Below are 12,950 nucleotides of genomic sequence, written 5' to 3' on the forward strand. Positions count from 1 at the left end.
TAGTGATTCCGATGTGCTTAGTGATTCACTCTCGCTTAATGACTCTGATGTGCTTAACGATTCGCTCTCGCTTAGTGACTCTGATGTACTCAATGATTCACTTTCACTAATAGACTCTGAATCCTCTTCGTTTTCTATAACAATAGATGTTTCATTTCCGCTATTTGCGAGAAGATCAAGATTTATTAAACCGCTACCCGCAGCTGATGAAAAATTATATTCTTGTCTACCCGGTTGATCAGATTCAGGTAACATACCATTTTCTGTTAATTGGTTTAAATCAATAGTCAAATTATAGGTAACTCTACTAGCAACACCTAAATTCACTAAACTTTCAACAGTCCCATAAACTACACCTGTATTAGGATCAATAGTCAATTCGCTGCCCTCTAAAGTTCCAGTGTTTCTTATTAAACCAAGCAATCCTGGTAAATCATAGTCTAATTCTATAGCATTTATAAAATTAGGATCTGCCATTAAATCACGGAATTGAGGAGACAATTGGAATGTTGGATACGTATTTCCTAAACCTAAACCAACTAAAGGTCTCCCCTCTAATTGTAGATTTAATATGCCATTATCATGAGTAGCTGTTAACTCCATATTGTCTAAAAGTGTAACATCTGCAAGTGCAGCATAGGTTTGCATGCCTCCTGTAGCTTGATTATTTACATCTGATCTTCGTTGAAGTGTCGCATTAGCTTCTGATAAATCCTCATCTTCTGATTCTGATCCTTCTTCAACTGGTTCGATTATTTCCTTTTCATCTTCAGGTGATATTTCTGAGCCTTCTTGAACCAATTCTTCTGCATTTTTATCAGTTTCAGTTGGTGTCGTTAGTTCTTCTTTTACTTCTCCTGGTTTTTTCTCGTCCTCAGGCGATGCCTCTGTATCTTCTTGTGTTACTTCTTCTTTGTCTTTTTCGTCCTCAGGTGATGTTTCTGTATCTTCTTGTGTCACTTCTTCTTTGTCTTTATCATCTTTTGCTACTTCTTCTGAATCTTTTTCGTCCTCAGGCGATGCTTTTGAGTCTTCTTGTGTAGCTTCTTCTTTATCTTTACCATCTTCTGTTGATAGTTCTGGTTTTTCTTGTGTTACTTCTTCTGTATCTGTTTCATCTTTAGCTGATGTTTTTGAATCTTCTTGTGTCACTTTTTCTGTGTCTTTTTCATCTTCTGTTGATGTTGCTGGCTCTTCTTGTGCTACTTCTGATACGTCTTCTTTACTTTCGTTTGATAATTCTGATTTTTCTTGTGAAACTTCTTCCGTACTTTTCACATCTTCTGTTGATGTTGCTGGCTCTTCTGGTGTTAACTCATCTATGTTTTTATCATCTTCAGGTGATGCTTTCGGTGTTTCTTGTGAAACTTTTTCCGCACTTTTCACATCTTCTGTTGATGTTGCTGACTCTTCTTGTGTTACTTCTTCTTTACTTTCGTTTGATAATTCTGACTTTTCTTGTGAAACTTCTGGTGTATCCTCAGCTTTCACATCTTCAATTTCTTGTTGAGCAGATTCAACCGTACCTTTTTCATCTTCACTTGCTATTTCTGTACCATTTTGTATAGGGCTCCCAATATCGCCTACACTTTTATCTGATACGACGGATTCAAAATTTTCTCCATTATTTTGTCTCTCGTCAGCCGATGCAACGTTCCCACTTGTTGCAAAAATCGTAAGACCAATCAATACGGATCCAACGCCAACTCCCAATTTCCTTATAGAAAACCTCTGTCTCTCTCTCACTGCACAAATTCCCCCTCTAATATTAGGTATGATTACATATTACATTGTATTCATAAGAAATACTATTCCTTTATTAAAAAATTATTTTTGTTTTCGTGTTATTCACGTTTATTTTTATATTTTAATTAGAATTCAACTTAATAAAGATTAATTTCCAATACTTTTTACGGTTGAAAAATGTGGTATTTGAAAACGTTTTACCCTTAAATTTTATGGTTCTATAATAAAATTAAAAGACAAACCTAGTGCTTTATAGCAAAGGGTTTGTCTGGTTTATAGAATGTATATGATTTTTGATAATAAAGTGAACTCCAATAAAAAGACTGAAATTGTTTTATGAAAAATATTAAGATTGTTCTACAGTGGTATTATCATTAAATATATTTTAATGAAGTAAAATTCATTCTACCTTTATAACTAAATATGCTAATATTCTATATAGTTGATAAAAGTTAATTTTAAGGGCAATTTAGAAAGTTAATTTTAATATTTTCATAGTCCATTATTGAATTAGGTTTCTCTTGACTCTAAGAACTATAAATTTCTTACCTTTTGTACTTTTATCTGAATTATAAAAAGAGGGTATAATAAGTCTGATCACTTACTATGCCCCCAAATAACTAAGGTTTATCTACTGCACTTAGCATAAATGTAGCCTTTTCTGGCTGCTTTCCACATTCCAGTGAAGCTACCATGACCATTGACTACACACCATACCATTAAACCTAAAAATACAGTTGCTCCTAAAGCTAAAATTATCCCAATTAAAACTAAATACCAAGCGTTAAATTGGAATTCACGATTTTGAATACTTTTAACAACCTGTTCTTTATAATCTTTAGTTTTTTCTACAATGTAACTTCTAGCTATCTTAAACATCGTTAATAGAGAAATAATAAAATAATTTACTTTTGCTACTTCCATCATCTCTCACCTCCTTTCATTACTGCTTAATAATGCTTTTATGATCATCAATCCATCTCCAAATGGTGGAATAGCATTTATAATATGTATCATAAAAAGAAAGCCGACAATTCGTAACGGAAAATAATTCATGATGTAAGAAATAACAAAGAATACAATGCCTATTGAGAATAATATTATTAAGGGAAGTAACGCTATTTTTAATAAAGTTTTTCTACTGATTTGTGGAATTTTAGGAAGCAATGAAATTTTTAATAAAGAAAATTCAATTTTCATTTCACAATTTGAATACTCTTTTTTCATAAATAAAATATACATATATTCGTGTAATATAAATGGAGTAATTAAACCTAAATACAGAACAAGTGAAAAATCCAGGGTAAACATTATTAATTCTTTCTTTAACAATATTATAAAAGGTATCAACGTTAGACATGGTAAGCAAAAAATCAAATAGTACTTTTTAAAAAATATCCGACTAAAACTATATAATGTGATGTTTTTTATTTTTCCAACCATTCTTACTCTCTCTTTTTTTATCAAATAGTGTAAATAAGATAAATGAAATAATTACTAAAATAATAAAAGTAATTATAATTGGAACTATATTTTCAACACCAAGTTTCAACGTGGTTTCTCTTACATTATTTTCTTTTGCCTCAAAAAATATGCTATTAAAATATGTTGTCTTTCTCCCTTCTCTCATAGAAAATATCATAATAAAAAATGAAATAACCAATAAAGTTAACGTTGCAATAAAAGATATGAATATACTATTAATTAAATGCAGAATTTTTTTCATATTTAAACCTCTTTTCTAATATTTTTAATCCGTAAACACTGAAAATAATAGCGAATATTATTAATAAGGCGTAAATTAACACGTTCGTAATAAAACCTAAATTTAATAATTCTGTAGCGGTAACTATGAAAACAATTGGCACTGAAATAATTATTATACTTGTTAAAACTGTAAATGGATTATCTTTATAAGGTGGCAGTAAAATCCCTAACATGAGCAATAAAATAGGACTTATTGTAATAGAGGCAAGTGTTGTAAAAAATAATGTATCCAATCCGTTATTTAAACAGATATAAGTTATTATCAACGGAATCCCACTGATATAAACAATAATAATTTGGGAAATCAACATTAATAAGTAATCATTAATAGCTGAGTATTTAAAATTATAAGAAATGTATCTTATTTCTAAGGTTTGTACGAAGTAATAAATAGCATTAAAACAAATAATCAACAACGTATATAATATGTATTTTTCTAAATTAATTGAAATTAAAAGTAATGAAAAAACATACGCACTTACTATATTGGTCAACATATTTATGTGTCTAAATGAAGAAGCAATATACACATATAAATGATTTGTATTTTTAGGTATATCAAGTAATTTTAAATATTTAGATGGTGTAGAATGCACTTCACCAACGATTTTTATAATACTTGATACTAGTATCATTGAAACAACGATAACAATAACTGAAGTAAATATAAATCCAAATTTTTCTAAGCTACTATTTAATAGTAAGACTAAACTTTTAGTTTTACTTTCATGGTTTAAAAAATCCTGAGCAATACTACTAACTACTGTATAAGTATGTTTATATAAATATATAAATATACTTATTAGCATAACGGTGTTTAATAATGTGTACACTTTAGTTATTCGCGTTACAGTACATATATATATAAGTATTTTACTTAATAACTGTAATATTAAAAACACTAAAATATTCACATAAAATATATTAGTTATTAACTCTTCTATATAATTCAAGTAACCGTTTAACAAAATAGAGATAATAAACGCCATTGATATTGTACTTACCAAAATTAAACTAAATAATAATTCAAATATAAAAATTGAAAGTGTAATTGTATGTTTAGTAATTGGAAAGTTCTCGGTGATTTTAAAAAAAGAATCACTTTTGGAAAATACAATTTTTACAATTAAAACGGTTATAACCGTCCATAAAGACACAGTTAACGAGTACGATTTAATGATAAAACTGATAATATCTACTTCACTTTTAATATCAGACATAAATATATAAATAGAAAAAAGTAAAATTAAAAATAGAATAACAGCAAGTCCTAGAATACCTGCTCTTACTAATTTAGATTTCATTATTCCAAAATTAAACACTTTTCTTATAAAAACCAAAGTATATAATTTATTTAATTCGTATATATCTTTAACCATATCTTGACTCCTTTTCCTTATGGTTAGTCGATAAAACATCTTTAAATGTATCCGTCAAACTAATTGGAATATTTTGCATGTAATTACTTTTAGCAATAACGCCATCCTTTATAATGATGAATTTGTTACAGATATCTTCTAATAAAGATAAATCGTGACTACACATAATAATGATAGTATTTTCATTAGATAAGTTACTTAGCATTTCTTTTGTAATAAATACAGATTCAATGTCCATACCATTTAAGGTTTCATCAATTATTAATAGTTTTGGCTTAATAAGTACAGCTAAAATAATTTGAAGTTTCTTTTTCATCCCTGTTGAATAATCATCAATGACGTTATCTAAATCATTAACAAAAGATAATTTTCGAGCTAACATTTTAAGTTTTTCATTATCTAATCTTTTTTTATAAAATTTATGTAGAAATTCTAAATATTCTCTGCCTGACAAAAAACCAGGAAGAATATCATCACTTGGTAAATAAAGTGTATTTATTTTGAAATATTCTTTAATATTCCTCACACCATCTAAGGTCACTTTTCCTTTTTTTAATGAAAGTGTTCCATTAATTAATTTAACTAATGTCGTTTTTCCAGATCCATTTGCCCCAATTAGTGCTATAAAATCTCCGTACTTAATGTCATAAGAAATTTTTTTCAAAATAGCCTTCTTATCATCATAGCTAAATTGTATATTATGTAAATGTAGCATTGGTATCCCTCCAAAACACAACCATATTTTAATTTTAACTATTCTTCATTTTATTATATAATAAAATAAAGTTGCGTTCAATAAATTTTTATATAATAGTCATATAGATACCACCTTTAGCTTAAATGTAAGTTTTAATAAAAAATCACTCAAATATAGGGAGGTAGCACAATGAAAAATATCTTATTATTTATTTCTGTTTTTACTATTATATTATTTTTGTTATTAATCCTAAGACGAGAATTTTTTGGTGAAAATGAAGACATTAAAATGTGGGAGAATCTAGTTAAAGATACAGAGTATGTTCCTAAAGTTAATAAAAATAAAAAGAGTAATATCTTAATAGTATTTGAGGATTACAACTGTCCTGATTGTAAACGATTTAATAATGAGATTTTAAACAGTTCTAACTTACTTGAAAAACATAATATTGAAGTCAGAAATATAGAAATGAGCTTTTTAGGTGAGCATTCTTTAAAGTCCTCTGTTGCTGCATATGCGGTAAATCATTTTGCTCCAGGAAAATACGAAACTTTTCATAATGAGTTATTAAATAAAAAAACAACTAAAAACTCCGATATTGACGTTTTTTTAAATAGAAAATTTGATACTCTTGATATACAAAATGAATTAAAAATTCAAATAAAAAAAGGTTACAAAAATAAAAAGAGTGAATTTTGGGATAATGCTGAAAAAGATAAATATATCAGTGATAAGTACAATATCAAATATTCACCGACAGTTTATTTTAATGGGAAAGAGATAAAAAATTTAGAAAATAAAGTTGATTTTGAAAAAGAAATAAGCCCGCTAATTCATAAAGAAAAATAGTCTACTCACATTAATAAGACGTTTTTTGAATAAATTATAAAAATGAATATGTTTAAGTTTATTGATATGTGGAATCACAGTAATATAACATTTTAAGGAGGCGTTTATTTATGAGTAAGTTTGACGAGTATAAAGATCAAGCAACAGATAAAGCTAAAGATAAGGCCAACGAAATTAAAAATGACGACGAGAAAAAAGAAGAAGTAAAAGACCAAGCAACAGATAAAGCTAAAGACTTAAAAGATAAATTTTAATTTTTGATAAACACAAAAAGACACTTCCGCTATTAAGTGGAAGTGTCTTTTTTATGCTTTATATAAGTGTTGTCACCTAACGAAATAATATGTCCTTTAGTTAGATTATAAATCACCTGTTAAAAATTGTGCTTCACCGTTAAAGAAACTCCAGTTTTCATCGGTATTTTCTACTAAACTAATCATAATATCTTCTTTACGAATGCCTACTTTTTCATGTAACGTATTCACTAAATTTTTGTAGAATGTCGTTTTTTGTTCTTTTGTTCTCGGTCTTGAAACGATAGTAAATACAATCACGTCATCCGTTCTTTCAATGCCTAAACCTGTATCTAATATTTCCATTTCATAGTCTTCATGTTGATTCACAATTAAATATTTATCACCTTTTGGTGCTTGAAATGCATCTAACATCACGTTATATGTGATATCTAAAATACTTTTAATTTCCTCTTTTTCTCTACCTTTGATCATGTCTAATTTAATTAATGGCATGTAAATTCTCCTTTTAAAATTAATTATTTATCTTTATTTGAATATCCGACTTTTAACGAAATAAATACTACAACAAACATTCCTAGAAAACCATATAACCATATCGATAACATCTCATTAACAAACATTAATTATTACCTTCTTCTACATTATATTTTTGATTATCTTTTGGCTTGATGATAAATGCAGCAATTGTAATTGTTGCGATACCGATAAATGTTGCTACTGCACCTGCTGACATTGTACTTGGAATAATACCACCGAAGTAAATGACTAAATAGGAACCCAATCCTACAAACATAGATATTTCTGCAGCTCTCGCTGGTGCTTTCTTCTTGGCGTATATGGCATGTAGGATAGGGCCTAATGTACCCGCTGCGATGCCTGATATTCCAATCCACATAATGTCGCTCATATGTTTTGGAGGTTGTAAGACAAGTAAAAATGATAATAAACCTACAATTGGCACACTAATCTTACTTATTTGAAATGCGATTTTATTGGCTTTTTCATCACTAATATTAATTATTTTTCGTTTAACTAAGGATTTTAAGAATATATCATTCGCAAATACTGTAGAAATAGATACAAATAATCCATCTGTTGTCGACATCGCTGCAGCTAAAATGACCACGCCGAAAAGTGCTACAATCACTGCAGGAAATGCCCAAATAATATAGTCAAGCAGTGCTAAATCTGATGTTTCAACGCTATTACCTAATGCGACACGAGCGAATATACCACCGAATAACACGAGTAGACAAAGCCCCGTGACAATAATATAAGTATTGATCATTTTCCCTAAATCTTTTTCGTTTTTCAAACCTAATATTTTATTGAATAAATGCGGTGCAGAAGCAAACGCCCACTGTATAACGATTGCACCTAAAACCATGGCGAAAGAGTTGAAATGTACAGATTCTGGATTAAATACTTTAACTAAGTTTTCATTTTGGTTAGATAAATTATTTGCGATACCAGTAAATGTACTTGTAATACTCCCTTTCCAAAAAATAACGATACCTGAGATAAATACACCAAGACCTGCAATGGCCATAATGACAACTTGTATCGCATCAGTATAAATATCTGCAAGTGCACCACCAACGTACACGTATAGTACGACAATAACGGCTATAAAGACGAGTCCGCTAAAATAAGACATACCAAGTAAATATTCAAAAATCCTTGCGCCTGCAACAAACTGACTGGCTATATAAAAAATATTAAAAAGGAGAATAATGCCAGTACCTACGCGCATAATGTCACTATCGTAGAAATCTCCTAACCAATCTGGGAGGGATAAAGATTTTTGTGTTGTATTTAATTTCCTTACCTTTTTAGCAACCATTAAGACACCCGTGGGCCCACCAATAAACATGGCTAGAAATAACCATAAGTTGTTAAGACCCCATTCATATGACCAACCGGGATAGCCTAAAAAGGTGGCTGCACTTAAGTATGTTGCTGCAAATGATAGTCCCAGCACCCTAGGCCCGATATTGCCGCCACCAGTGGCAAAATCAGCAATATTTTTCATCTTGCGTGAACTCATGTATCCGACAATAACCATGACTATCATAAATAATATGAAGCCTATCCATGTATAAAGAGAAATTTCATCCATTGTTCTTTACTCCTTTATTATTAATTTATATAAGAGTATTCGCTGCACTCTTGTTTTTTGCTGGATGATTTTCCTTTATTGTTTTTTGATCTTTACCGAACATATTTTCACGAAGTGTTGTGCCTTCGTATTCTGTTCTATATAGACCTCTTTTTTGTAATTCAGGGATAACATGATCAACAAATTCTTCAAATGTACCAGGTGAATAACTTTGAGCGATATTAAACCCAGATGCCCCACCTTCAACTGCCCATGCTTCAAATTTATCAGCGACTTGCTCTTTCGTTCCAATAAATTTAGCTGTGCCATTGCCTAAACCATGATTTTTCACAGCTTCTCTGAGTGTCCATTTATGGTGTGGGTCTTTGGTATACATATTCAGATTGCCTTGCATCGCTTCCGTCTCAATATCTTCTATATACTGGTCCGGGTCATACTCTGAAAAATCAATGCCTGTATGTCCACTTAACAATGATGCGGAACCTTCATAGCTGATATGTTCTGTTAATGCTTCATATTTTTGATAGGCTTCTTCTTCTGTTTCTCCGATAATTGGGAGTACCATAGGAAACACTAAAATATCATCCTTACTTCTGCCATGCTGTTCAGCTCTTGTGTGTATATCATCTACATAGCTTTTCAATGATTCTACTGAGGTATGTTTCGTGAACACCGCTTCTGCATGTTTCGCAGCAAACGTTTTACCTTTTTCTGAAGCGCCAGCTTGAAATAATACAGGTGTTCTTTGCGGTGATGGTTCCACTATATGTGGTCCAGGCACACTAAAGAATTCACCTTCATGGTTAATTTCATGCACTTTATCAGGATCTGCGTATGTATCAGTCTCTTTATCATTAACTACAGAGCCGTCTTCCCAGCTGTCTTCCCAAAGTTTATAAACAACTTGGAGAAATTCATCTGCTCTGTTGTATCTTAAATCTTTTGGTAACCGTTCTTTCAGTCCTAAGTTAATCGCTTCACTTTCTAAATAAGACGTGACAACATTCCAACCTAAACGACCATTAGTTAAATGATCTAATGTAGATAATTGTCTAGCTAAACTATACGGTTGTGCATATGTAGTAGAGATTGTTGGGGCAAAACCAATATGTTTTGTGACTGCAGCCATAGCAGAAATAATCGGTATAGGATCGTGCGCAGGTAGTTGGACTGCATGCTTAATTGCAGCATCACTCGATTGATTATAAACGCTATATGTTCCTAAAACGTCTGCAATAAATATAGAATCAAACTTACCTTTCTCTAATGTCTGCGCGATATTGATCCAGTAATCTAATTGATTGTGATGTGCACCTTGATCTTTGTCATGTTTCCATAAACCAGATGAATGTGGGGATGGTGAATTTTGAACAAATCCATTAAAATGTAACTGCTTTTTCGGCATATGTTTTTCCTCCTAAATGTAGTTTCGTTGTGCTTAATAGTGACTGTTGAGGAAATTTTAAAATTTAATTTAATATTTTTTGAATTACTTTACTCATTTCCTAAGATGAAAATTCTCAATATATAGAATTTTCAGATAATATCTATGCTAGTTAATATAGCGAATATTACATACTTCGTCAACACCAAAACAGTAATTGATATAAGAATAGTCGGATTAAATCGGTAAAATGTTTTTGTTCATTTTTAGGAAATCAAAATTTATCGACATTTGTGTTTGCTACTTACAATGGTATAAAATATAAAAGAGATTATTAAGTCACATATATAAGAATCATGAACAATTGGACGCAATTAGTACGGATATTCACAAATTATTAGATTTAAAAATAGAAAGGATACGTATTGAATAATGAATAAATTACAAAAAGATGGTTATTCAAGATATGATTTAATGAAAAGTTTAAATTATGAGGGTATTGAACAGGATTATAATGAAATTTTAGCGTACTTTGCTGATCTGCCCGAAGATGATTATGCCCCTAACCTTAATAGATATAGAAGATACTCTCGAGCAATCGTTTTACCTGGCACAGAAGATGTTTTTTGGCTTCCTACAATTGAAAGAAATGGCGTTGATTATTCTGCGTATTTTCAAGGGAAGTTTAATCCAGAACATTCCGGCTCATATAGAGAATTCCACTCTATTGATGAAAATATAAGAAGTAATAAATTGTTAAACGCTATTATTATAGCCAATTATCATGAAACGTTTTGGAACGAAGAAGATAAAATCTTACCGATTCATGTGGGTGTGCATTTCGTTAAATTGTATGTAGAAAATGACGGAGATAAAGCTGTTTCCTCACCGAACTGCTTGCACCAAGACGGAGAGCCATTTACTTTTGCTCATTTAATTGAAAGAAAGAATATTGTTGGTGGAACGAATGCTATCGCTGTGCCGGAAGCTGCTGGGAGTAATCCGGAAGATACAGATGAAAGCAATATAATAGAAGTTTTTGAAATGGAGAACCCTTTAGAATCCTATGGCGTTTACGATCCTAATGTCAGTCATTATGTAAGTCCAGTTGAAAAAGGTTCAGAACAAGGTACAGGTCTTAGATCTGTCATATTAATTGATTACCAACAAACAGTTGTTGCAGATGTCGATGAATAATATAAACCCCCTACTTTTATAAAAGTAGGGGGTTTATTTATGCTAAATCTTATTTTTAATAAAGTGAATACTTTAAGCTGTCGCGTAATCTTTTTTACCAAAGCATGTTACAAGTAATAACATAATTGTTGAAAGTGGTAATCCAATTAAGATTGGATGCAGACCAAACGGATGACCAAGTATTTGCCATATTACTGCTGAGCCAAGTCCACTCCACATTGCAACATTACCTGCAAGTTTGGTAGGTTTTTTCCAAAACAGACCGAAAATCACTGGTGCAAGCAAGCCTGATACTGTCATCGCAGTGCCTGTTACCATAAGATTTACTAATTCTGGAATCATAAGTGCCAATACTAAAGAAATCACAGCTACGATCAATACTGAAAGTTTACTATATAACAGCATTTTATTCTGATTATGACTTTTCACATTTGGTTTTATAATATCATTAGCTATAGATGAAGAACCTGCAATAAAGAAGGAATCCGCACTAGATATGACTGCTGCTAATAATACTATAATCATTATGAGTACTAATGGAAATGGAAACACATTTTGGATGACATTATAATAAACTAATGGTGTTTCTGTTATATCTATATTCAAACCAAACTTAGCATAGACACCAATAAATACTGTCATTGCACCTAACGCTACCGCAATAATCATCGAAATGCCGTAACCATTTCTTGCAGTTTTCAAGTCTTTAGCTGCCCAAATACGTTGCCACACATCTTGTCTGATAAATTGATAAAAAGCTAATGTTAACAGATAGATTAAAATTTCATTTGGTGTGATATTAAGGAAGTTCAACATATCATTTTGGTTTTGACTACTCGCATTCGCTTTAATTTCGCTCCAATTACCCGAGTAGAATATAACCACAAAGAATAGTACTATGATACCAATCGTAAGCATCGTCCCTTGAACAACGTCTTGCCAAATCACAGCCTTTAAACCGCCTAGGTATGTTTTTATAGTCAGTAAGATACATCCTATAATAATACCCGCTGTCATATTTAACCCTATTGTTAAATTCAAAATAGAAGCAATCGCGACAAATTGCATACCTGTCATCGCACAATAAGCAAATAAGAAACTGATAACAGTAGGAATACGTGCTGATTCGCCATAACGAAGCGCAGTATAATCACCGATTGTCACCATATTATGCTTTTCACCTAGTAATCTAATACGTTTTAATAAAAAGAATGCAAGTACAATAACAGCAACCATCATAGTTATATGAATCCACTGTTGTCCCATACCTAATGTATAGCCGTTTTCCATATAACCTAACAGTGTCGCGCCGCCTACGCCTGTACTCACAAATGTTAAAATCAGTGGCCATAGTGTTACCGTTCTGCTTGCCATATTATAGTCATCATAAGTTTTAATTTTTCGTTGTATGTATACAGACATTAGTAATAGAAAAATAAAATAAATAATGATCGTAAATCCTAAAATTAATTGTTCGCTACTATTAAACACTACATTATCCCCTCGTAAATATATTTTTCACAATGCCTTTAGTTTATCGTGACTCCTTACATGA

At 30.9% G+C, this 12,950-nt stretch carries 12 protein-coding genes; 3 read left to right on the forward strand and 9 right to left on the reverse strand.

The window, feature by feature from the left end; translation table 11 throughout:
* The 5 genes from AST02_RS08025 to AST02_RS08050 all read right to left on the reverse strand — a co-directional run.
* The coding region (locus AST02_RS08025) for a YSIRK-type signal peptide-containing protein (protein ID WP_069817220.1) at nucleotides 1–1,746 on the reverse strand (1,746 nt) is incomplete at its 3' end.
* 627 nt (nucleotides 1,747–2,373) lie between these two features.
* Nucleotides 2,374–2,673 carry a hypothetical protein gene (locus tag AST02_RS14545; RefSeq protein WP_226957468.1) on the reverse strand — a complete coding sequence of 100 codons (300 nt, stop codon included), beginning with the start codon at nucleotides 2,671–2,673 and terminating at the stop codon, nucleotides 2,374–2,376.
* Nucleotides 2,674–3,154: 481 nt separating this feature from the next.
* Nucleotides 3,155–3,472 carry a hypothetical protein gene (locus AST02_RS08040; RefSeq protein ID WP_069817223.1) on the reverse strand — a complete coding sequence of 106 codons (318 nt, stop codon included), beginning with the start codon at nucleotides 3,470–3,472 and terminating at the stop codon, nucleotides 3,155–3,157.
* On the reverse strand, nucleotides 3,447–4,892 hold the full coding sequence (locus tag AST02_RS08045) for a hypothetical protein (protein ID WP_069817225.1): 1,446 nt from the start codon (nucleotides 4,890–4,892) through the stop codon (nucleotides 3,447–3,449). Before AST02_RS08045 ends, AST02_RS08040 begins: the two co-directional genes overlap by 26 nt.
* A complete protein-coding gene (locus tag AST02_RS08050) occupies nucleotides 4,885–5,607 on the reverse strand; it encodes an ATP-binding cassette domain-containing protein (protein WP_069817226.1) in 723 nt (240 codons plus the stop codon). The genes AST02_RS08045 and AST02_RS08050 overlap by 8 nt, the downstream gene beginning before the upstream one ends.
* A 171-nt stretch (nucleotides 5,608–5,778) precedes the next feature.
* Here AST02_RS08050 and AST02_RS08055 point away from each other — a divergent pair, with 171 nt between their 5' ends.
* Nucleotides 5,779–6,438: a DsbA family protein gene (locus AST02_RS08055; protein ID WP_069817228.1), complete on the forward strand. Its 660-nt coding sequence runs from the start codon at nucleotides 5,779–5,781 to the stop codon at nucleotides 6,436–6,438.
* Between the two features lie 110 nt (nucleotides 6,439–6,548).
* Nucleotides 6,549–6,692 carry a hypothetical protein gene (locus AST02_RS14375; protein WP_176721535.1) on the forward strand — a complete coding sequence of 48 codons (144 nt, stop codon included), beginning with the start codon at nucleotides 6,549–6,551 and terminating at the stop codon, nucleotides 6,690–6,692.
* A 105-nt stretch (nucleotides 6,693–6,797) separates the two neighbouring features.
* Here AST02_RS14375 and AST02_RS08060 read toward each other — a convergent pair whose 3' ends face one another.
* From AST02_RS08060 to AST02_RS08070, 3 genes are all read right to left on the reverse strand, one after another.
* Entirely contained in the window at nucleotides 6,798–7,187 is a 390-nt protein-coding gene (locus tag AST02_RS08060; protein WP_002506312.1) for a tautomerase family protein, read from the reverse strand.
* 127 nt (nucleotides 7,188–7,314) lie between these two features.
* Nucleotides 7,315–8,814, reverse strand: coding sequence for a sodium:solute symporter family protein (locus AST02_RS08065; protein WP_069817230.1), 1,500 nt, complete (start codon nucleotides 8,812–8,814; stop codon nucleotides 7,315–7,317).
* Nucleotides 8,815–8,839: 25 nt separating this feature from the next.
* Complete coding sequence (locus tag AST02_RS08070) at nucleotides 8,840–10,219, reverse strand: LLM class flavin-dependent oxidoreductase (protein WP_069817232.1); 1,380 nt, start codon at nucleotides 10,217–10,219, stop codon at nucleotides 8,840–8,842.
* Between the two features lie 411 nt (nucleotides 10,220–10,630).
* On the opposite strand from AST02_RS08070, the gene AST02_RS08075 reads away from it, so the two are divergent.
* On the forward strand, nucleotides 10,631–11,395 hold the full coding sequence (locus tag AST02_RS08075; RefSeq protein ID WP_069817234.1) for a 2OG-Fe dioxygenase family protein: 765 nt from the start codon (nucleotides 10,631–10,633) through the stop codon (nucleotides 11,393–11,395).
* A gap of 72 nt (nucleotides 11,396–11,467) precedes the next feature.
* On the opposite strand, the gene AST02_RS08080 is transcribed toward AST02_RS08075, so the two are convergent.
* Complete coding sequence (locus AST02_RS08080) at nucleotides 11,468–12,886, reverse strand: sodium:solute symporter family protein (protein WP_069817235.1); 1,419 nt, start codon at nucleotides 12,884–12,886, stop codon at nucleotides 11,468–11,470.
* Between the last annotated feature and the right edge of the window lie 64 nt (nucleotides 12,887–12,950).

This window comes from Staphylococcus equorum, from assembly GCF_001747895.1.
In the GTDB taxonomy this organism is placed as follows: domain Bacteria; phylum Bacillota; class Bacilli; order Staphylococcales; family Staphylococcaceae; genus Staphylococcus; species Staphylococcus equorum_A.